Genomic DNA, 21,713 nt, shown 5'->3' with positions numbered 1-21,713 from the left:
TTTTTGATTTGGCGGCCTGACGACCGCTAAATCATGACGTAATTACTGGCCACTTAGTACCCTCGCCGGATCAATTCGGCTTGCGCGACGCGCCGGATACCAGCTTGCCAGCAGACTCAGTAAAAGTGCCGTTACCAGCACATAAAAAACGTCCAGCCAGTGCAATTCAGACGGCAGGAAGTCAATAAAATAGATATCACCTGACAGGAACTGGTGGCCAATAAGCGCCTCGATGCCATTGATAATTGGCGTCAGCTGCAGAGAAACCACCACGCCAATCACCACGCCACAGAGGCTCCCGAACAGTCCAGCCAGCAGACCGTACCAGACAAAGATGGCGCGAATAAGACCGTCTTTTGCCCCCAGGGTACGCAGGACGGCGATGTCGCCGCTCTTGTCTTTGACCGCCATCACCAGCGTCGAAACGATATTAAAGCACGCGACCCCAATCACCAGCACCATCGCCAGATACATAATGGCGCGGATCATCTGGATATCACGGTACATATAACCGTAAGTGCCAATCCAGCTTTTGATGTAGACATAGTTATTGGTCACGCTGCCGGCATCACGCACCAGCTTATTGGCGTTGAAGACGTCGTTGACCTTAATGGCAATCCCCGTCACGCTGTCGGCCATGTCGAGATACTGGCGCGCATCTTCCATCGGCACCATCGCAAAGCTGTGATCGAGCTGGCCGCTTAACTGAAGAATACCGGTGACGTGCAGACGTACGCGTTTAGGCTGCTGCAGCTTGTGGTCGGCACTGGCGTTCGGGATCATGATAGAGACCCAGTCGCCCTGCTTAACCTTCAGGGCCTCGGCAACGCCTTTGCCCATAATAATTTGCTGTTCACCGGCCTTAAAGTTTGCCCACGCGCCGTTTTGCACATATTTCGGCAACGCGCTGAGGCGCTCTTCCTGCACCGGGTTCACCCCTTTTACCTGAATGGCGCGCAGGTTAACGCCGCTCTCGACCAGCCCGGTAAAGTTAATGTAAGGCGCGGCCGCCACGATGCCTGGCACTTTTTCGATTTTGCTCAGGGCATCGCTCCAGTGCGTCCACGGCTGATTCACCGGTTCGATTTCACCGTGCGGGACCACCGCCAGGATGCGGTTATTCAGTTCACGCTCAAAACCGTTCATGGCGCTAAGGCCCACGATCAGCACCGCCACCCCCAGCGCAATACCGATGGTGGAGATCACCGAGATCAGTGACACCATGCCGCCGCGACGACGTCCGCGGCTAAAACGCAACCCTATGAGTAACGATAACGGTGAAGCCATTACTCCGCCCCCATCAGGGTCAGTTCTGGGTTCAGATGACCGTCGCGCATCTCAAGCTGACGTCCCATCCGTTTTGCCAGCTGGAGATCGTGGGTTACCACCAGAAACGCGGTTCCCTGCGAGGCATTCAACTCACCCAGCAGCTGGAAAATACTGTCCGCGTTGCGGGCGTCCAGGTTACCCGTTGGCTCATCCGCCAGTACCAGGCGCGGATTGTTGACCAGCGCACGCGCAATGGCCACACGCTGGCGTTCACCGCCGGAAAGTTCAGAAGGACGATGATTACCGCGATGCCCAAGCCCAACCGCTTTCAGCATATCGCTGGCGCGGGTGTTAATTTCTGCGGGTTTCTTTTTACCAATCAGCAGCGGCATCGCCACGTTTTCCAGCGCCGTGAAATCCGGCAGCAGGTGGTGAAACTGGTAGATAAAGCCCAGCTCGCGGTTACGCAGCTCCGCTTTTGCCGCAGATGACATTTTGCTCATCGGCTGGCCGGAGAAAATCACGTCACCGCTGGTGGGTGTATCCAGCCCACCGAGCAGGTGTAATAACGTACTTTTCCCGGAGCCGGAACTGCCCACAATCGCCATCATCTCACCTTCGCCTACGCTGAAGCTCACGTTGTGCAACACGTCAGTCTGCACAGTGCCTTCCTGATAGCGTTTGGACAGGTTGTCGCATTGCAACAGGATCTTATTCATAACGTAAAGCCTCAGCGGGTTGAGTGGCGGCAGCGCGCCAGGAAGGATAAAGCGTAGAAAGCAGCGCAATGGCCATCGCAGCCAGCGCAATTCCAATCACCTGTAACGGTTCGATAGCCACGGGCAGCGCCGCACCATCAAGCAGAGCGCCGATGATCGGCATTAAATTGTTAAGCTGGCTGGCGAGCAGCGCCCCCAGCGCCGCACCGAGTAGCGCACCGATAATCCCGGCACTGGCACCCTGCACCATAAATACCGCCATGATCTGGCGCGGCGTTAGCCCCTGAGTCTGCAGAATGGCGACCTCACCCTGCTTTTCCATCACCATCAACCCCAGTGAGGTGATGATGTTGAAGGCCGCGACCGCCACGATCAGGCTCAGCAGCAGCCCCATCATATTTTTTTCCATCCGCACGGCCTGGAACAGCTCGCCCTTGCGTTCACGCCAGTCCTGCCATTTGGTCCCTTCCGGCAACGTTTGCTGGCTGAGGGTATCCACTTTTAGCGGGGCGTCGAGCCACAGGCGCCAGCCGGTGATATTCCCCGCCGGATAGCGCATCAGACGTGACGCGTCCTGAATATTCACCAGCATCTGATAACCATCGACTTCGCTGTTGGCGGCAAACGTGCCAACCACCGTGAACAAGCGCTGGCTTGGCAAACGTCCCATCGGCGTAAACTGACTGGCCGACGGCACCATTACGCGCAGCTGGTCGCCACGGTTGACGCCAAGCTGCCCGGCCAGTTGCTCGCCGAGGATCACGTTATATTTGCCGGCTTCCAGGTCGGTCTGCTTCACGTTCACGAGGAACGGCGTCAGCGGGTCGTTTTGCGCCGGGTCAATGCCCAGCATCACGCCGACCGCCACGCTACGGGCGCTTTGCAGCACCACATCGCCCGTGGTTAACGGCGCAACGCGCGTGACACCCTGTAACTTCGCCGCGCTTTCCGGGAGCTGTTGTGGGTTAACGGAACCGTTGGTTGAGGAGAGGATAGCCTGCGGCATCAGCCCCAGGATGTTGTTTTGCAGCTCGCGCTCAAAGCCGTTCATGACGGAAAGAACCGTCACCAGAGCCATTACGCCAAGCGTAATGCCAATAGTCGAAAGCCAGGAGACAAAGCGACCGAAGCGGTCCGCGGCGCGCCCACGCATATAACGTAAGCCTATGAAGAGTGCGACAGGTTGGTACATGAAATCCGTCTGTTTGCTGATAGCAGACCCACGAGTATATAAGCGAATCCCTTAAGCGTAAATGACTGAAACCGTAAGCTTTGGTAATCATTTTTCTGAAAAATTCAGATAAATCAGGGTACTACTCTCTGAAACCTCCCTGTACAGCCTCCACCTTTTCCGAAAAACCTCCTGATACAGACTGTTACCCGTTACATCACGGTTTTGTTTAACAACAATTGTTCGTTCGTTTATGGCAAAAAGGTAGTCGCGAACAATGAAGCAAAAAGCATTATGGATTAACCAGATAAAAGGGCTGTGTATCTGCCTGGTGGTTATCTACCATTCAGTCATCACCTTTTATCCCCATCTCAATGGGTTACAACATCCGTTATCCGGTCTTCTCGCCAAATGTTGGGTCTATTTTAATCTCTATCTTGCTCCCTTCCGCATGCCGGTGTTTTTCTTCATTTCCGGCTATCTGATTCGACGTTACATCGATGAGGTGGACTGGCGTACCAGTCTCGATAAACGGATCTGGAGTATTGTCTGGGTGCTGGCGCTGTGGGGCGTTCTGCAATGGCAGGCGCTGAGCCACCTCAACGCCTGGCTTGCTCCCGAGCGTGAACTGGCCACTTCCTCCAATGCGGCCTATGCCGATTCCCTTTCCGGGTTTGTGAAGGGAATGCTCACCGCCAGCACCAGTCTCTGGTATCTGTATGCCCTGGTGGTCTATTTCACGCTGTGTAAACTGCTGAGCCGCTGGAAGCTGCCGGTACTGGGGCTGCTGGCACTGGCGAGCGTCGCGATAAACTTCCTGCCGCTGCCGTGGTGGGGAATGAACAGCGTGGTGCGCAACATGATCTACTACAGCCTCGGCGCGTGGTATGGCGCTGAGCTGATGGCGTGGATGAAAGGGTTCAATCTGCGTCGCGCCTGGCTGGCATTAGCCGCGTTCGCTGCCGTTTCTGTGGTGCTGTGGTTTGCTAACGTCCCGCTGCTGCTCTCCCTGCTGTCGATTGTGTTAATCATGAAGCTTTTCTACAGCATTGAGCAACGTTATGCCGTCCATCCTAATAATCTGCTTAACGTGATCGGTTCTAATACCATCGCGATTTATACCACCCATCGCATCCTGATTGAGGCCTTTAGCCTGTTCCTGATTGGTGAGATGAATGCCGCATACTGGCCGGTCTGGGCGGAACTGACGTTGATTCTGGTCTACCCGTTTGCCAGCCTGTTGCTCTGCACCGTTGCCGGGCTTGGGGTCCGTAAGATCTCCACCGCACTGTTTGGTGATGTGTTCTTCTCCCCGCCTTCCACGCTTTCTCCGTCATCGGCCAGCCGCTGATGCGCTTTTCGCCCCCTTTTGGGGGCGAATTTCCTCCCTGTGCGGTTCCGGTTTGATTATGTAAAACGATCGAGGATAATAAAGACATTGCGTATCAGTGATATGCCCCAATACTGTTGGTATATCCCCAAGAGACTCTGACATAGCCATGCCTGAACACTATCGATATTCCTTGCCTGTCAAAGCGGGCGATCAGCGCCAGCTGGGCGAACTTACTGGCGCGGCGTGCGCCACGCTGGTGGCAGAAATCGCTGAGCGACACCCGGGTCCGGTGGTACTGGTTGCCCCGGATATGCAAAATGCCCTGCGTCTGCATGATGAAATCCGCCAGTTCACTGACAATCTGGTGTTCAGTCTGGCCGACTGGGAAACGCTGCCGTATGACAGTTTCTCGCCGCACCAGGAGATCATCTCCTCTCGTCTGTCGACCCTGTATCAGTTACCGACGATGCAGCGCGGCGTGCTGATCGTCCCCGTAAACACCCTGATGCAGCGCGTCTGTCCGCACAGCTATCTTCATGGCCATGCGCTGGTGATGAAAAAAGGCCAGCGCCTGTCCCGGGACGCCCTGCGCGCGCAGCTCGACAGCGCCGGTTATCGCCATGTCGATCAGGTGATGGAGCACGGGGAATATGCCACGCGTGGTGCACTGCTCGATCTTTACCCGATGGGCAGCGACCAGCCGTATCGTCTGGATTTCTTCGATGATGAAATCGACAGCCTGCGCGTGTTCGACGCCGACACGCAGCGCACGCTGGAAGAAGTGGACTCCATCAATTTACTGCCCGCACATGAGTTCCCGACCGACAAAACCGCAATCGAGCTGTTCCGCAGCCAGTGGCGCGACAGATTCGACGTCAAACGCGATGCCGAACATATCTATCAGCAGGTCAGCAAAGGGACGCTGCCGGCGGGTATTGAATACTGGCAGCCGCTGTTTTTTAACGAGCCTCTGCCCGCGCTGTTCAGCTATTTCCCGGCCAATACGCTGATTGTTAACACCGGTGATATCGACGCCAGCGCCAGCCGTTTTGAGAGCGAAACCCGCGCCCGCTTTGAAAACCGGGGCGTGGACCCGATGCGTCCGCTGTTGCCACCGGAAGTGCTGTGGCTGCGCACTGATGAGCTGAACGCCGAGCTCAAACGCTGGCCGCGTATGCAGCTCAAAACCGATTCGCTCGCCGACAAGGCCGCCAATACCAACCTCGCCTTCCGCACGCTACCGGATTTATCCGTTCAGGCGCAGCAGAAGTCGCCGCTGGATAATCTGCGCAAGTTCCTCGAGTCCTTTACCGGGCCGGTCGTGTTTTCCGTTGAAAGTGAAGGCCGTCGGGAAGCGCTGGGTGAACTGCTGGGGCGGATCAAAATTGCGCCGAAACGTATTTTGCGCCTGAGTGAAGCCACCGATAATGGCCGTTATCTGATGATTGGCTCCGCCGAGCACGGGTTTGTGGATACCCTCAACAATCTGGCGCTGATTTGCGAAAGCGACCTGCTGGGGGAACGCGTGGCGCGCCGCCGTCAGGACAGCCGTCGCACCATTAATCCGGACACGTTGATCCGTAACCTCGCCGAACTGCACCCCGGCCAGCCGATTGTTCACCTCGAGCACGGGGTTGGCCGTTATCAGGGCATGACGACGCTGGAAGCCGGTGGCATCAAGGGCGAATACCTGATGCTGACCTACGCCAATGACGCCAAACTCTATGTGCCGGTCTCTTCCCTGCATCTCATCAGCCGCTATGCCGGCGGTGCAGAAGATCATGCGCCATTACATAAACTGGGCGGCGACGCCTGGGCGCGCGCGCGGCAGAAAGCCGCGGAAAAAGTGCGTGATGTGGCGGCAGAACTGCTGGATATCTACGCCCAACGCGCGGCCAAAGAAGGCTTTGCCTTCAGGCATGATAAACAACAGTACCAGATGTTCTGCGATAGCTTCCCGTTTGAAACCACGCCGGATCAGGCTCAGGCCATTAATGCTGTGCTGAGCGACATGTGCCAGCCGCTGGCGATGGACAGGCTGGTTTGCGGCGATGTCGGCTTCGGCAAAACCGAAGTGGCGATGCGCGCCGCCTTCCTCGCGGTAGAAAACAACAAACAGGTCGCGGTGCTGGTGCCTACCACCCTGCTCGCCCAGCAGCATTTTGACAACTTCCGTGACCGTTTCGCCAACTGGCCGGTTCGTATTGAGATGCTGTCACGTTTTCGCAGTACCAAAGAGCAGACGCAGATTCTGGAACAGGCCAGCGAGGGTAAGATCGATATTCTGATCGGCACCCACAAGCTGCTGCAGAGTGATGTGAAGTGGAAAGATCTGGGGCTGTTGATCGTCGATGAAGAACACCGCTTCGGGGTCCGTCATAAAGAGCGTATTAAAGCGATGCGTGCCGACGTCGATATCCTCACCCTCACCGCCACACCGATTCCGCGAACGCTGAATATGGCGATGAGCGGCATGCGCGACCTGTCGATTATCGCCACGCCGCCGGCACGTCGTCTGGCGGTAAAAACCTTTGTTCGTGAGTACGACAACCTGGTCGTCCGCGAGGCTATTCTGCGTGAAGTACTGCGCGGGGGTCAGGTCTATTATCTCTACAACGACGTGGAAAATATCCAGAAAGCGGCGGACAGGCTGGCAGAACTGGTGCCGGAAGCGCGCATCGCTATCGGTCACGGTCAAATGCGCGAGCGCGAGCTGGAGCGGGTGATGAACGATTTCCACCACCAGCGCTTTAACGTCTTGGTGTGTACCACCATCATTGAGACCGGGATCGATATTCCGACGGCCAATACCATCATTATTGAGCGCGCGGATCACTTTGGACTGGCGCAGCTTCACCAGTTGCGTGGCCGCGTTGGCCGCTCGCACCATCAGGCCTACGCCTGGCTGCTGACCCCGCATCCGAAAGCGATGACTACCGATGCGCAAAAACGTCTGGAGGCTATCGCATCGCTGGAAGATCTGGGCGCGGGCTTCGCGCTGGCGACACACGACCTTGAGATCCGCGGTGCAGGTGAACTTCTGGGCGAAGACCAGAGCGGCTCGATGGAAACCATCGGCTTCTCGCTCTATATGGAGCTGCTGGAAAATGCGGTCGATGCCCTGAAGGCCGGACGTGAGCCATCGCTGGAAGATCTGACCAGCCAGCAAACTGAGGTGGAACTGCGCATGCCTTCCCTGCTACCGGATGATTTTATTCCGGATGTGAACACACGTCTGTCGTTCTACAAACGTATCGCCAGTGCGAAAAATGAGAACGAACTGGATGAAATTAAAGTAGAGCTGATCGATCGCTTTGGCCTGTTGCCGGATGCCGCGAGAAACCTGCTGGATATTGCGAGGCTGCGCCAGCAGGCACAAAAGCTGGGCATTCGTAAGCTCGAAGGCAATGAAAAAGGTGGCGTGATTGAATTTGCCGAGAAGAATCACGTTAATCCGATGTGGCTAATCGGTCTGCTCCAGAAACAGCCGCAGCATTTCCGTCTGGATGGTCCAACGCGTCTGAAATTTACGCAGGAGCTGACGGATCGTAAAAACCGGATGGAGTGGGTTCGTCACTTTATGCGTCAGCTGGAAGAGAACGCTGTCGCATAATTCCCCTTCCCCCCGTTGGCGCAATGCTTACGGGGGGACAATTTACAAACTCTTTGCACTTCACCTGGATTTCCCGACATACCCATTCGCCATAATTATCGTTAACGCCTTATAAAACAATAACCTTATTATTTATATGGATTATGGTGATGATGACCTTTTCGCGTTTTACCCGCTTGATAACCGTGTTTGCGCTGGCAGCAACGGTCGCTGTTGCGCTTCCTGCACGCGCAAATACCTGGCCTCTTCCCCCTGCTGGCAGCAAGGTCGTGGGCGAAAACCGTTTTCATGTGGTTGAAAATAATGGGGGATCGCTCGAAGCGATTGCCAAAAAATATAACGTAGGCTTTCTGGCTCTGCTGCAGGCTAACCCTGGCGTCGACCCCTATGTGCCACGTGCTGGCAGCGTCCTGACCATCCCGTTGCAGACCATTCTCCCGGATGTCGCGCGCGAAGGGATCGTGATAAACCTTGCCGAGCTGCGTCTTTACTATTACCCACCGGGTAAAAATGAAGTCACCGTTTATCCAATCGGTATTGGCCAACTGGGCGGCGACACGCTGACCCCAACAATGGTCACCACCGTATCGGATAAACGTGCCAACCCAACCTGGACGCCAACGGCTAATATTCGTGCTCGCTATAAAGCACAGGGGATTGATTTGCCGGCTGTGGTGCCAGCGGGTCCGGAGAATCCGATGGGTCACCACGCGATCCGTCTTGCGGCCTATGGTGGCGTTTACCTTCTGCATGGAACAAATGCGGATTTCGGTATCGGGATGCGCGTCAGTTCCGGCTGTATTCGTCTGCGCGATGATGATATCAAGACGCTCTATAGCGTGATCGCGCCTGGTACCCGAGTGAATATTATTAATACGCCCATTAAGGTTTCTGAGGAGCCGGGTGGCGTAAGACTGGTTGAAATTCACCAGCCGTTATCGAAAAACATTGGCGACGATCCGCAGACACTGCCAATTAATCTGAATGCCGCGATGGTGAGCTTTAAAACGAATGCCCGCACGGATGGCATCGTGATGGAGCGTGCGATGGAGGCGCGTTCCGGGATGCCCACCGATGTCACCCGGCATCAGGATGTCACCCAGCAGTCGATGTGATCCCCAATAAAAAAAGCCCTGCTGAGCAGGGCTTTTTTACAGTGGCATCGCAGTGGCATAAATGAGGGTTTAGCCCGGCTTATTTGTAGATAACAGCGGTGCCGTGCAGGGTGTTAGGACCGGTCACTGAGGTGATGCGGAAAGATTTTGCACCCATCTCGTCAGCTTTCTGCGCCAGCTGATCTTCCAGTGAGCCCAGGTTAGTCCCGGCAGAAGCAGAGATAGTCCCGACTTTATGCTGATCAGCAGGGGTTGATTGCACTTCAACCGCAGCGAAGCTTGCAAAAGAAAGTGAACTCAGAACAGCAGCAGCGATGAGGGTTTTTACGTTTTTCATGATTTTTACCTTTGGGCAGATGATTTGGAGGTCGTTAGCCATTTAGTTAACGATCGATAGGTAAATAATAAATGTGATCCAGCTCACGCGTCAACATCTTTTTATAACGAACATTAATTAAATTTTAAATTCGTTATTTTTCATACCCATATGATTAATTTATTTTTCTCTCATCAGTGCTGGTGGTCACCCGCGATTATTTTTATAATGATTATTCAACAAACCAACAGAGGACCAACGGCAAATGACAACCGACGTGACGAGTTGCGCGAAGAAAAGCCGTGGCCGACCAAAAGTGTTCGACAGGGATGCAGCGCTTGATAAGGCCATGACTCTCTTCTGGCAACATGGGTATGAAGCGACCTCGCTTTCCGATCTGGTGGAAGCTACCGGTGCCAAAGCACCCACGCTGTATGCTGAATTCACCAATAAAGAGGGGCTGTTCAGGGCAGTGCTGGACAGATACATTTCGCGCTTTGCGGCGAAACACGAAGCCCAGCTGTTTTGTGAAGAGAAAAGCGTAGAACAGGCGCTACGGGACTACTTCACCACCGTCGCGACCTGCTTCACCAGTAAAGATACCCCTGCGGGCTGCTTTATGATTAACACCTCTGCCACCCTTGCGGCCTCCTCAAAAGAGATTGCCAACACGGTGAAATCGCGCCATGCCATGCAGGAAGAGACGCTAAGCGCGTTCCTGTCTCAGCGCCAACAACGAGGTGAAATTCCTGCGCATTGCAATCCACAGATGCTGGCGCAATACCTGAACTGTATTTTGCAGGGTATGTCGATAAGCGCCCGTGAAGGGGCTACGCTGGAAAAACTGCAAACAATTACCGCGACCACGCTGAAACTGTGGCCTGAACTGCTCAAAATCTGACGCAAAAAAAAGCTCCTCAGCCTGAGCGCTTGAGGAGCTAAGTTCAGAGAACATCTTTTTTACACTTTGTTATTCAGTACCAGCTGGCCGTTTCCATCCAGCGGAATTTGAGTGCCCGGGTCTTTATCCATGCGGATCTTGCCCTGCTGATCGCCAATTTTGTACGTCACGTCGTAACCCAGCATTTTCTCCGACTTGTCATAGACGGTTTTGCAGCGCTGCTGAGTCGTCGTGTACGTGTCGTTATCCTGCATAGCGCCCTGCACCTGGTTACCGGCATAGCCGCCGCCCAGCGCGCCGACCACGGTCGCCACATCTTTACCACGACCACCACCAAACTGATGGCCAATCACACCACCGGCAACCGCACCCAGTACTGAACCGGCGATACGGTTTTCATCCTGTACCGGACGGCGATGGGTCACGGAGACGTTACGGCACTCCTGACGAGGCGTTTTCACGGTTTCTTTAATCGGGGTAGCAGACACGACCTGAGCGTATTGTGGGCCGCGATCCAGTACGTTGAGACTGGCAACGGCAGCCACACCTAACGCAGCAGCGACGCCAATCCCTATACCCGCCAACATTGATTTATTCACGGGACTTCCTCCTTTGTTGCTATTGGTAACAATTTTGCAATGCAGGTCGCGCTTCGCCAATAAGACAAAGGATCAAAAAGTGGACGTGGAGGAGAGATATATCGTGTTTAGGAGAACTCTTAAGCACTCAATGTACGTTGAGCAGCATGATATGCTAAAAATTCCCTCCGGAGGCCCCGGAGGGAGAGAATATTAGTGCAGCTTCAGGCGTGGTCGAATAACGCGGTTGATTCGTCCCACCAGCATCATCAGCCCGGTTTTGAAGTAACCGTGCAGGGCAATCTGGTGCATACGATAGAGCGAGATATAGACAAAGCGTGCAATACGCCCTTCCACCATCATAGAGCCGCGCATCAGGTTACCCATCAGGCTGCCGACAGTAGAGAAGTTCGAGAGCGATACCAGAGAACCATGGTCTTTATAGACATAGGCTTTCATCGGCTTACCTTTGTACTGCGCCAGAATATTGTGCAGTACCAGGCTTGCCATCTGGTGCGCTGCCTGAGCACGCGGAGGCACAAAACCGCCCTCCGGACGCGCGCAGGAAGCACAGTCGCCGATGGCGAAAATGTCCGGATCGCGTGTGGTTTGCAGGGTCGGCTCGGTCACCAGCTGGTTAATACGGTTCGTTTCCAGCCCGCCAATCTCTTTCATAAAATCAGGTGCTTTGATGCCAGCAGCCCAGACCATCAGGTCTGCTTTGATGTACTCGCCATCTTTGGTATGCAGGCCGCCGCCGTCCGCGCTGGTTACCATGGTTTGGGTCAGAACCCGCACGCCCAGCTTGGTCAGTTCATTATGCGCCGCACCGGAAATGCGCGGAGGCAGCGCCGGCAGAATACGTTCACCCGCTTCAACCAGCGTCACGTTCAGCGCGTCATTGGTTAAGCCTTTATAGCCGTAGCTGTGCAGCTGTTTCACCGCGTTGTGCAGCTCAGCAGAAAGCTCGACGCCCGTCGCCCCCCCACCAACAATCGCGATATTAACCTTCCCGTTCGCACCCATATTGCTGGTGTACTTCAGGAACAGGTTCAGCATTTCCTGGTGGAAACGACGTGCCTGATGTGGGTTATCGAGGAAGATACAGTGCTCTTTTACACCTGGTGTGTTGAAGTCATTGGAGGTACTGCCCAGCGCCATGACCAGCGTGTCATACGGCAGTTTGCGCTCAGGGACCAGCAGTTCCCCTTTTTCATCGCGCAGCTCTGCCAGGGTAATGGTTTTGCTCTCACGATTGATATCCACCACGGAGCCCAGCTGGAACTGGAAATGGTGATTGCGCGCATGTGCCAGATAGCTCAGCGCGTCCACGCCCTCATCCAGTGAACCGGTCGCCACTTCGTGCAACAGCGGTTTCCACAGATGGCTATGGTTACGATCCACCAGCGTAATTTTGGCTTTTTTGCCGCGACCGAGCTTCTTGCCTAACTGTGTAGCCAGCTCCAGCCCGCCAGCACCACCGCCGACAATCACTATCTTTTTCAATGGCGTAGTCAACGTGACCCCCTCAAATTATTAACCAATTGTTAATTAAAAGTTATAAAAATAACCCTTAATTAACAACAGGTTACAGCACTGAAACCATTCAGGTGCATTGAGAATACCACGTCAGGCGCATTGGTCATACCAAAATTGATATGCATCAAGTTTTGATGGCTTAAAAGTAGACAATTCTGGACAAAAAGAAAGCCCGGCGCGCTTTCGCGGCCGGGCCTGGCAGGTCGTACGCAGTGGATTAGCCCAGGGTTTTGAAGGCTTTGATCCGCTGCAAATGCGGGGAGATGTTCTTGAATTTGTGGGTCTGTTCTTCATCCCAGACAATTTCGTAGTAATGATGCAGCAGCTCAGCCGCCCGGTGGCTGTTAAGGGCTTCATCATTACGCGACAAGATCACCAGACAACGGTCGCGGTTTTTCTCCCGAAAATTACTGACGCACTTGGTGGCAATATCGACATACTCTTCAGGGCGGTCAATTTTGCCTTCCATGTTCTCATTCGGGAAAAGATTAGGATTGAACACCACCTGGCGGATATCGCACAGGAATCCAATTCGCTCTGCCCAGTAGCCACCTAATCCCACGCCACAAATCAGCGGACGGTCATCGATGTTGAGCTGCAACATCTTGTCCACCTCTTTGAGCAGGTGCTGCATATCATGCTTTGGATGGCGTGTGCTGTAACTGATCAGCCGGACATCCGGATCGATAAACTGCAGCTGCAGGACCTTCTCATGATTACCAGGACTGTTTGAGTCAAAACCGTGTAAATAGATGATCATTGTCTTCTCACCACGCTACGCCTTCCGGGAGGATTTACAGGCTGGCTTTATGTGCCTGCCAGCGTTCATTCAGGGCTTCAAGCTGCGCGTTGACCGTCTTCCAGCGCGCCGAGTCCATCAGCTCCTGACGGCTAAATGAACCTTTATGATACAATTGTGTAACACGCTGTGCATTGATCGGCGACAGGTTATCCAGCACGCTGACGGCACCTTTACGATTATTGCAGACGAGGATCATATCGCAACCTGCGTCCAGCGACGCCTGACCGCGCTCCGCGTAGCTGCCCATAATCGCCGCCCCTTCCATCGACAAATCGTCAGAGAAAATCACGCCATTAAACCCCAGCTCCTGACGCAAAACGGTTTTCAGCCAGTGCGCGGACCCGCTTGCAGGACGCGGGTCGACGTCGCTGTAAATCACGTGCGCTGGCATGATGGCGTCCAGCTTGTTATCGGTGATCAGGGAGCGGAACACCGACATATCTTTGGCACGAATATCAGCTTCCGGACGCGGATCGCGCGGCGTCTCTTTGTGCGAGTCGGCGGTCACCGCACCGTGTCCCGGGAAATGTTTCCCGGTGGTTTTCATTCCCGCGTCGTGCATACCGTCAATGAAACAGCTCGCTATCGCCAGCGCAATACGCGGATCTTCATGGTATGAGCGTTCGCCAATGGCGGCGCTGATATGCCCCACGTCCAGAACCGGCGCAAAACTGATGTCGATATCCATGGCAATCATCTCGCTGGCCATCAGCCAGCCGGCCTCTTGCGCCAGTTTGCCACCCTCTTCCGTGCCCAGTAATGCCGCAAAAGATTGGGCGGCAGGCAGGCGAGTAAAGCCTTCGCGGAAACGCTGTACGCGTCCGCCTTCCTGATCGACGGCCACCACCAGATGATTGCGCGATGCAGCACGGATCTGGCGCACCAGTTCTCGCAGCTGCGCTGGATCGTGATAGTTGCGGGTGAACAGGATCAAGCCTCCCACCAGCGGGTGCGCCAGTATTTCACGCTCCTCCGCATCCAGTTCAAACCCTTCTACATCCAACATGACTGGACCCACACCAACCTCTCTTATCCTTTAGTTTGTAACTGACGCCAGGCATCATCTGCCAGCGCAATAAATTGTTTGTCTCGGGATTGCTGAAAGCGCATTTCAAACCAGCCAGCCATCAGCATGACGACCCACGGTCGCCAGCGCCTCACCTGACGCCTCAGGGCGTCGGCATTCATGTGCGCTATCCGGGCGTAGTCGGTGATGAGCCGCTGCCGCGCAGTAGCATCTTCCGACCAGACTGCCGCCAGCTCCAGCGCCACGTCTCCGTCACCGGCATACTCCCAGTCGATAAGCCTCGCACCGAGGGACGTATGAACAATATTTCCGGCATGAACATCCATATGCAGCGGCGAGAGCCGAAGCGGCTGCGGTTCGCCCGTTTTACGCAGCCGTTTTAGCTGTGCCAGCCAGAATGGGGTTCGCCTGTCGGCTGAAGCCTGCTGCCAGTATTGTTCAAGCAACGGCAGCAGCGTCACCCGCCACCCCAGACGCGGTTGCTGGTGCAGATGACAGAGCATAGCCGCAAGCACTGCCGTTTCCGGTAGCGTGTTGCCGATCTCCCCTGCCAGATACTCCACGGCCATCCAGCCCTGGCGGTAAAAACGGGGCTTTGGCACCAGATCCGCCGGAAGGCGTTTCAGTGCCCGAAACTGACGGCGGAAATGGGATGCAGACGCTGAGGGATCGTGATTCTGCCGCAATACCAGACGTTGCTCGCCCTGCTCTATAATGCAACTCGCGCCGCCAAGCCCGGAAGGGGCCTGCGGCGCGATAAGGCGATACTGTGGAAAATAACGCGTCAGGATCTCTTCACGCGTACAGTCAGAGTTGCGTAACGGCACCTTTACCTGACCAGATAATCTCGCCTGTCTGAACCAGCATCAGCTGCATCTGCAGGGCTGGCGTATTCACGTTACCGGTGGCACTGGAGTAAAGCACATACTGCGCACCGACGTTACGGGCAATCCCAATCGCCTTGCTGCGTGAACCGAGGCTGTCCTGCGGTGACAGGCCCAACTGCTGCTTGGCTACCGCGAGCTGCTGTGCCGAGACCAGCGTAAACTTACCGTTATTGGCCAGGGCATTGCGCAGGGTTTCTGTCGCCTCGCCCGCGTTCAGCGAACCGTTGGTACGGTTATTCACGCTATCAACCAACAATACGCTGCCCGCGGTCACACCCTGAGCCTGCAGCATTTTGCCGACCATTGGTTGCATCGCACCGTTCCAGTCGTAATGGCGAACGCGCGGCGCAGGCTGCGATGTCTGATCCGGATGTTCAATTGGACCAGGCTGCGACGGAATAGACGGCACAGTCGGTACGGTTGGCGGCGGCTGCGTTGGCTGTGTCGGCTGCTCGGTACCCGGTTTGGCCTCTTCCACAGGCGCAGGTTCTTCAGTTCGGGTCACACACCCTGCGAGGAACAGAGCGAAAGCAGTCACGAGCGCATAACGGCTCAAATTTTTAATCAAGGTTCACCCCTTACAAATAAAGATAAAGTCTCACCTTATGTGCACCCAGATAGTTGGCGCTGCCATAGAGCGTTACCGACGATCTTGCCGGAATAGTGACGCTGCGCGGCGCTTCCAGCGGATGCATTTCAAGACCTCGTACGTCATACCAGAAAAAACGGTAGTGCACCGTCACTGGTTCTTGTCTTTCATTAAAGAGCGTAGAGGAAGCAGAAGAGTTGATTTCACTGATCGACAACGCAGGTTGTTGCGCCGTGATACCCGCAGCAAGTACGGAGGATTCCATCACCAGCGTCTGTTCATCGCTGACGGGGATCGCCGGACGCGTGCTGCACCCTACGATCAACATCGTCATTACCAGCGCTGCAATACGCCCTTTAAGCATGTCAAAGACCTTTATGTGCCAGCATCGGCCCCAGAGGACGTCCACCCAGCAGATGCATGTGAATATGATAAACTTCCTGACCACCGTGGCGATTACAGTTCATGATGAGACGGTAACCGTCATCAGCAATCCCTTCCTGCTCAGCAATTTTTGCGGCCACTGTCAGCATACGACCTAACGCTACTTCATGCTCGGTTTTTACGTCGTTTACGGTCGGAATCAGAATATTAGGAATAATAAGGATATGTGTCGGAGCCTGAGGAGAAATGTCCCGAAAAGCCGTCACCAGCTCATCCTGATAAACGATATCCGAAGGGATTTCGCGGCGGATAATTTTACTAAAAATCGTTTCTTCAGCCATGACCTTTTCCTTTTTTGTTTAATCTGGCGTAGTGCGCCGCCATTAACACATTCTCAGTATTACTGTGTGACACAACACAAGAGTATGAGCGAGATTCTCCTGTCCTTTCAACCTTCTCCACCGATTTCTTTCCTGAATGTCCTCCAGCTGCCTGGAGAGTGAGCGCTGACGCGTCGCGATCGCCTGAAACATTATTTCAGTTCCTTTTGACACATCTGTTTACACCGCTAATCTCAATGCGTATATTTCGCATTTGCATTTTCATGCGCATTTTCAACATAGAAAACGACATCAGCCCGCACACGCGGGACTGATGCAGACCACCTTCACCATTCATTAAGGGTTTGATGATGTCTTTCATTACTCATACCAGGGATGGGCAACGCCAGCCTGTCGCAACACCTTCGTTGCTGGCAGCCTGTATTGCTATGGCATTGATGCCAACCGTCAGTTTTGCCGCCTCCACGACCGAAGATACGGTAGTTGTGGAGGGTGGCTTTGATAACGCACAGGATCCCTCCAGCGGACAGGATCAGGACTACAGCGTAAAAACCACCACCACCGGGACCAAACTGTTACTTGTTCCCCGCGATATCCCCCAGTCCGTCAGCGTGATTAGCCAGCAGCGCATGGCAGATCAGAACCTGCAGTCAGTCGGCCAGGTGTTAACCAACACCACCGGCGTAACGGCCCAGGTGCAGGACAGCGACCGCACCGTATTTTACTCGCGCGGATTCTTCGTCAGTAACTATGCGTTCGATGACCTGCCGACCTCCATCAGCGAAGTATGGAACTTCGGCGACACCGCCGCCGACACCGCCATTTATGACCGTATAGAGGTCGTTCGCGGCGCTACCGGGCTGATGTCCGGCACCGGTAACCCATCCGCCTACGTCAATATGGTGCGCAAGCACGCAGACAGTAACGTATTCAAAGGGAACGTCTCCGCCAGCTACGGCAGCTGGGACAAGCAGCGCTATGTGCTGGATTTACAGGCCCCGCTGGTAGAATCCGGCAAGGTGCGCGGTCGTCTGATCACCGGTTACCAGGACAACGACAGCGCTGTGGATAACTACCACTACCGTAAAAAATTCCTCTATGGCGTGGTGGATGCCGACGTCACCGACAGCACGACCCTCTCCGTAGGCTATGAATACCAGGAAAGTCACACCGCCGATCCCACCTGGGGCGGGCTGCCAACCTGGTATAGCGATGGAAGCAAAACCCATTACAACCGCAGCCAGACCGTTGCGCCTGACTGGGCTTACTCGGATAAAGACAACACCCGTATCTTTGCCAACCTGACCCAACGTTTTGACAACGGCTGGGAAGCCCATATCAACGGCATGCATGCGGAAACCCATTTCGACAGCAAACTGATGTATATGTCCGGCTATCCGGATAAAGAGACCGGGGCGGGCATGGTCGGCTACGGCGGCTGGAACCGCGGTGAACGTAAGCAGGATGCCATCGACGCCTTCCTGCGTGGCAATTTCAGCCTTTTTGGTCGTCAGCATGAGATGATGTTTGGCGGGAGCTTCAGCCGCCAGCGTAACCATTACGATAACAGCATGCCGGATGCGTTATACGGTATGGTGGATGTGGGTAATTTTAAAAACTGGAATGGCAATATCGCCGACCCGCAGTGGACACCGTGGAAGCTCTATAGCCAGGACGACATTCGCCAGTCATCGGCGTATACCTCGGCCCGATTCTCGCTGGCCGACCCGCTGCATCTGATCCTTGGCGCGCGTTACACCAACTATAACATTCGCTACAACCCGGCAGGTTCCCCGGATACCCGTCTGGAAAGTTCCAAAGATGACGTAACGCCTTATGCAGGACTGGTTTATGACATCAATGAAGACTGGTCGACCTATGTCAGCTACACCTCTATTTTCCAGCCACAGGACAAGCGTGACGCGAGCGGTCGTTACCTCGACCCTACGACCGGGAAAAGCTACGAAGCGGGGGTGAAAGCGGACTGGTTCAACACCCGCCTGACCACCTCACTGGCCGTTTTCCGTATTGAACAGGATAACGTGGCAAGCAATACCTACACCTATATGCCGAGCGGTGAATCTATTTATGAATCACTGGATGGCGTGGTCAGCAAAGGGATTGAATTTGAGCTAAACGGTGCACTGACCGACAACTGGCAGTTAACCTTCGGGGCGACACGGTTTATTGCAGAAGATAAGCGCGGGAATGCCATCAGTTCCGATCAGCCACGCACGACCATGAAGCTGTTTACCCGTTATCAATTGCCTATGCTGCCAGAACTGGCGGTGGGCGGCGGGGTGAACTGGCAGAATAAAGTGTGGACGGATGTAGAGGGTGGCCCGGCAGGCCAGTCCCGTGCAGAACAGGGCAGCTATGCGCTGGTGAATCTCTTCAGCCGTTATCAGGTCACCAGGGATCTGGCCTTGCAGGCCAACGTTAACAACCTGTTTGATAAAAAATACTACGACTACGTCGGGTCATACGTTGTCTATGGCGCGCCGCTGAACGTCTCCGTCAGCGCGAATTACTCTTTTTAAGTATTCTACCCATAAAAAAGGCAGCCATTCGGCTGCCTTAGTCTCCCCAGGTCACAGCTTAGCTGTTGCGGATGTACTCATCCATTTCGGTTTTCAGGTTATCGGATTTAGTCCCGAAGATTGCCTGAACGCCCGAACCAGCAACAACAACCCCTGCTGCACCCAGTTTTTTCAGACCCGGCTGGTCTACTTTCGCGACGTCGGCAACGCTAACACGCAGACGAGTGATGCACGCGTCCAGGTTAGTGATGTTCTCTTTCCCGCCGAATGCGGCAACCAGAGCCGGAGCCATTTCGCTTGTCGCGGTGGCTTTGCTGTCTTCTGACGCATCTTCACGACCTGGTGTTTTCAGGTCCAGTGCTTTGATCAGCACGCGGAAGATGGTGTAGTAAACAACGGCATAGCACGCACCAACGATTGGGAACAGCCACAGTTTGCTGCTGTTACCGGACAGAACGATGAAGTCGATCAGGCCGTGAGAGAAGGACGTACCGTCACGCATACCCAGCAGGATACAGATTGGGAACGCCAGACCCGCCAGAACCGCGTGAATGATGTACAGGATCGGCGCAACGAACATGAAGGAGAACTCGATCGGCTCGGTGATACCGGTCAGGAACGAGGTCAACGCTGCGGAGATCATGATACCGCCCACTTTTGCACGGTTCTCTGGTTTAGCAGAGTGCCAGATAGCAATTGCCGCTGCCGGCAGACCGTACATTTTGAACAGGAAGCCACCAGACAGTTTACCTGCAGTTGGGTCACCCGCCATGTAACGTGGGATATCGCCGTGGAATACCTGACCTGCTGCGTTGGTGAATTCACCAATCTGCATCTGGAATGGAACGTTCCAGATGTGGTGCAGACCAAATGGTACCAGGCAACGCTCGATGAAGCCGTAGATACCAAACGCCACAACCGGGTTCTGATAAGCAGCCCACTGAGAGAAGGTCTGGATAGCGGAACCGATTGGTGGCCAGATGAAGGACAGGATCACACCAGTGAAAATCGCTGCCAGACCAGAAATAATCGGAACAAAACGCTTGCCCGCGAAGAAGCCCAGATACTCAGGCAGCTTGATGCGATAGAAGCGGTTGAACATGTACGCTGCAATCGCACCGGAGATGATACCGCCCAGAACACCGGTGTCTGCCAGGTGTTTCGCAGCGATCTCTTCTGCCGGTAAATGCAGAACCAGTGGCGCAACCACTGCCATGGTTTTCACCATGATGCCGTAGGCAACAACTGCAGCCAGCGCAGAAACGCCGTCGTTATTGGTGAAGCCCAGCGCCACACCGATAGCGAAGATCAGAGGCATGTTAGCAAAGACGGAACCGCCTGCTTCGGCCATCACGTGGGAAACTACGGCTGGCAGCCAGCTGAAGTTAGCAGAACCGACACCCAGCAGGATACCTGCGATAGGCAGTACGGATACTGGCAGCATCAGCGATTTACCGACCTTTTGCAGGTTAGCAAATGCATTCTTAAACATAATTGAGAGTGCTCCTGAGTATTTGTGCTTTTTTTACGCTTTCACGCATTGGCCCGGGGGGAGTACCGTGCCGTGGACAGGACATCTAAGCGCCCTTTATTTATTACACAGAGTAAAATAATTCCCTCTGAGTTTGTTTGACGGCTATCACGTTTCAGCTTAAGACGGTCGAAAAACTTTCAGTTATTTACAAAAAGCGTTTCTGGATGTGTCTAAATACACCTTCACCGCCCCAAATGAGGCGGTGAACTTTACTCGTTTTATGTATTAATTACGAGCCTAAAAAAAACAGGCGTATCAAACAGATTGCAGGCGGGCGGGGTCGATATGGAACAGCGTAGAGAAGTTGTCCGTCGTGACGCGGGCCAGCTCTTCAATGCTGACGCCTTTAAGCACGGCCATGTACTCGGCTACGTCTCTCGTCATGGCTGGCTGATTTTCTTTACCGCGATGCGGCACCGGTGCCAGATACGGAGAGTCTGTTTCCACGAGGATGCGATCGAGCGGAACATAGCGCGCAGCCTCGCGGAGTTGCTCAGCGTTACGGAACGTCACGATCCCCGAAAACGAGATATAAAACCCTAAATCAAGCAGTTTACCCGCTGTTTCTCTGTCTTCTGTGAAACAGTGTAGTACGCCACCGCAATCCGTCACCTTTTCTTCCTTCAGGATCGCCAGCGTATCGGTGCGAGCATCACGGGTATGGACAATCACCGGCTTGTTGAGCTCGCGACCAATGCGAATATGATGGCGGAACGACGCTTGCTGGCGCGGTTTCGTTTCCGGCGTGTAGTAGTAATCCAGCCCGGTTTCCCCCATCGCCACGACGCCCTCTTCTGCGGCCAGCCGGCGCAGTTCCTCAACGTCGTACTCTTCATCCTGATTGAGCGGATGCACGCCACAGGAGAAAACAACGTTCTCGCGCTCGCCCACCAGCTCACGCATGCCGCGATACCCCGGTAACGTTGTCGCCACGGCAAGGCAAAACTTCACATCACGGGCAGCGGCTTTGGCCAGCACGTCGTCCACGTTTTTATGCAGGGATTGATAATCCAGGCCATCAAGATGGCAGTGTGAGTCGACTAAAAACATAATGT

At 54.5% G+C, this 21,713-nt stretch carries 19 protein-coding genes; 5 read left to right on the top strand and 14 right to left on the bottom strand.

Annotated features, from left to right (window positions below):
- Nucleotides 1–42: 42 nt before the first annotated feature.
- The 3 genes from lolE to lolC are packed head-to-tail and all read right to left on the bottom strand — an operon-like array spanning nucleotide 43 to nucleotide 3,180.
- Complete coding sequence (gene lolE, locus AC2FAP_RS03455; RefSeq protein ID WP_014169597.1) at nucleotides 43–1,287, bottom strand: lipoprotein-releasing ABC transporter permease subunit LolE; 1,245 nt, start codon at nucleotides 1,285–1,287, stop codon at nucleotides 43–45.
- A complete protein-coding gene (gene lolD / locus AC2FAP_RS03450) occupies nucleotides 1,287–1,988 on the bottom strand; it encodes a lipoprotein-releasing ABC transporter ATP-binding protein LolD (protein ID WP_020884656.1) in 702 nt (233 codons plus the stop codon). Before lolD ends, lolE begins: the two co-directional genes overlap by 1 nt.
- Complete coding sequence (gene lolC / locus AC2FAP_RS03445; RefSeq protein ID WP_032681244.1) at nucleotides 1,981–3,180, bottom strand: lipoprotein-releasing ABC transporter permease subunit LolC; 1,200 nt, start codon at nucleotides 3,178–3,180, stop codon at nucleotides 1,981–1,983. Before lolC ends, lolD begins: the two co-directional genes overlap by 8 nt.
- Before the next feature lie 256 nt (nucleotides 3,181–3,436).
- Here lolC and AC2FAP_RS03440 point away from each other — a divergent pair, with 256 nt between their 5' ends.
- From AC2FAP_RS03440 to ldtC, 3 genes are all read left to right on the top strand, one after another.
- Complete coding sequence (locus tag AC2FAP_RS03440; protein ID WP_047366428.1) at nucleotides 3,437–4,510, top strand: acyltransferase family protein; 1,074 nt, start codon at nucleotides 3,437–3,439, stop codon at nucleotides 4,508–4,510.
- A gap of 148 nt (nucleotides 4,511–4,658) precedes the next feature.
- Nucleotides 4,659–8,105 carry a transcription-repair coupling factor gene (mfd, locus tag AC2FAP_RS03435; RefSeq protein ID WP_113656783.1) on the top strand — a complete coding sequence of 1,149 codons (3,447 nt, stop codon included), beginning with the start codon at nucleotides 4,659–4,661 and terminating at the stop codon, nucleotides 8,103–8,105.
- Nucleotides 8,106–8,254: 149 nt separating this feature from the next.
- Complete coding sequence (gene ldtC, locus AC2FAP_RS03430) at nucleotides 8,255–9,220, top strand: L,D-transpeptidase LdtC (RefSeq protein WP_485452839.1); 966 nt, start codon at nucleotides 8,255–8,257, stop codon at nucleotides 9,218–9,220.
- Between the two features lie 79 nt (nucleotides 9,221–9,299).
- Here ldtC and bhsA read toward each other — a convergent pair whose 3' ends face one another.
- On the bottom strand, nucleotides 9,300–9,557 hold the full coding sequence (gene bhsA, locus AC2FAP_RS03425) for a multiple stress resistance protein BhsA (RefSeq protein WP_013097102.1): 258 nt from the start codon (nucleotides 9,555–9,557) through the stop codon (nucleotides 9,300–9,302).
- Nucleotides 9,558–9,801: 244 nt separating this feature from the next.
- On the opposite strand from bhsA, the gene comR reads away from it, so the two are divergent.
- Nucleotides 9,802–10,437, top strand: coding sequence for a TetR family copper-responsive transcriptional repressor ComR (comR, locus tag AC2FAP_RS03420; RefSeq protein WP_014169591.1), 636 nt, complete (start codon nucleotides 9,802–9,804; stop codon nucleotides 10,435–10,437).
- A gap of 59 nt (nucleotides 10,438–10,496) precedes the next feature.
- Here the strand turns inward: comR and AC2FAP_RS03415 are convergent, their stop codons facing one another.
- From AC2FAP_RS03415 to hinT, 8 genes are all read right to left on the bottom strand, one after another.
- Nucleotides 10,497–11,036 (bottom strand): glycine zipper 2TM domain-containing protein, encoded by a 540-nt coding sequence (locus AC2FAP_RS03415; RefSeq protein ID WP_008500779.1) that lies wholly within the window; start codon nucleotides 11,034–11,036, stop codon nucleotides 10,497–10,499.
- A 192-nt stretch (nucleotides 11,037–11,228) separates the two neighbouring features.
- Entirely contained in the window at nucleotides 11,229–12,533 is a 1,305-nt protein-coding gene (locus AC2FAP_RS03410; RefSeq protein ID WP_014169589.1) for an NAD(P)/FAD-dependent oxidoreductase, read from the bottom strand.
- A gap of 238 nt (nucleotides 12,534–12,771) precedes the next feature.
- On the bottom strand, nucleotides 12,772–13,314 hold the full coding sequence (gene ycfP, locus AC2FAP_RS03405) for an alpha/beta hydrolase YcfP (protein ID WP_013097106.1): 543 nt from the start codon (nucleotides 13,312–13,314) through the stop codon (nucleotides 12,772–12,774).
- Nucleotides 13,315–13,348: 34 nt separating this feature from the next.
- Nucleotides 13,349–14,374 (bottom strand): beta-N-acetylhexosaminidase, encoded by a 1,026-nt coding sequence (gene nagZ, locus AC2FAP_RS03400; protein ID WP_020884661.1) that lies wholly within the window; start codon nucleotides 14,372–14,374, stop codon nucleotides 13,349–13,351.
- An 11-nt stretch (nucleotides 14,375–14,385) separates the two neighbouring features.
- Nucleotides 14,386–15,210 (bottom strand): thiamine kinase, encoded by an 825-nt coding sequence (thiK, locus tag AC2FAP_RS03395; protein ID WP_252069578.1) that lies wholly within the window; start codon nucleotides 15,208–15,210, stop codon nucleotides 14,386–14,388.
- Nucleotides 15,191–15,838: a penicillin-binding protein activator LpoB gene (gene lpoB / locus AC2FAP_RS03390; RefSeq protein ID WP_014169586.1), complete on the bottom strand. Its 648-nt coding sequence runs from the start codon at nucleotides 15,836–15,838 to the stop codon at nucleotides 15,191–15,193. Before lpoB ends, thiK begins: the two co-directional genes overlap by 20 nt.
- A 10-nt stretch (nucleotides 15,839–15,848) precedes the next feature.
- Nucleotides 15,849–16,223 (bottom strand): YcfL family putative periplasmic lipoprotein, encoded by a 375-nt coding sequence (locus AC2FAP_RS03385; RefSeq protein ID WP_014169585.1) that lies wholly within the window; start codon nucleotides 16,221–16,223, stop codon nucleotides 15,849–15,851.
- A 1-nt stretch (nucleotide 16,224) separates the two neighbouring features.
- Nucleotides 16,225–16,584, bottom strand: a complete 360-nt coding sequence (gene hinT / locus AC2FAP_RS03380) for a purine nucleoside phosphoramidase (protein WP_014169584.1) — start codon at nucleotides 16,582–16,584, stop codon at nucleotides 16,225–16,227.
- 350 nt (nucleotides 16,585–16,934) lie between these two features.
- On the opposite strand from hinT, the gene fhuE reads away from it, so the two are divergent.
- On the top strand, nucleotides 16,935–19,124 hold the full coding sequence (gene fhuE, locus AC2FAP_RS03375) for a ferric-rhodotorulic acid/ferric-coprogen receptor FhuE (protein WP_252069579.1): 2,190 nt from the start codon (nucleotides 16,935–16,937) through the stop codon (nucleotides 19,122–19,124).
- A 58-nt stretch (nucleotides 19,125–19,182) separates the two neighbouring features.
- Here fhuE and ptsG read toward each other — a convergent pair whose 3' ends face one another.
- Together ptsG and AC2FAP_RS03365 are read right to left on the bottom strand one after the other, a co-directional pair.
- Nucleotides 19,183–20,616: a PTS glucose transporter subunit IIBC gene (gene ptsG, locus AC2FAP_RS03370; RefSeq protein WP_014169582.1), complete on the bottom strand. Its 1,434-nt coding sequence runs from the start codon at nucleotides 20,614–20,616 to the stop codon at nucleotides 19,183–19,185.
- A 297-nt stretch (nucleotides 20,617–20,913) separates the two neighbouring features.
- A complete protein-coding gene (locus tag AC2FAP_RS03365) occupies nucleotides 20,914–21,708 on the bottom strand; it encodes a metal-dependent hydrolase (RefSeq protein ID WP_252069580.1) in 795 nt (264 codons plus the stop codon).
- Nucleotides 21,709–21,713 lie beyond the last annotated feature (5 nt).

The sequence above is a fragment of the Enterobacter cloacae complex sp. 394I7 genome (genome assembly GCF_057320345.1).
This window is presented reverse-complemented; position numbering and strand designations above follow the sequence as displayed.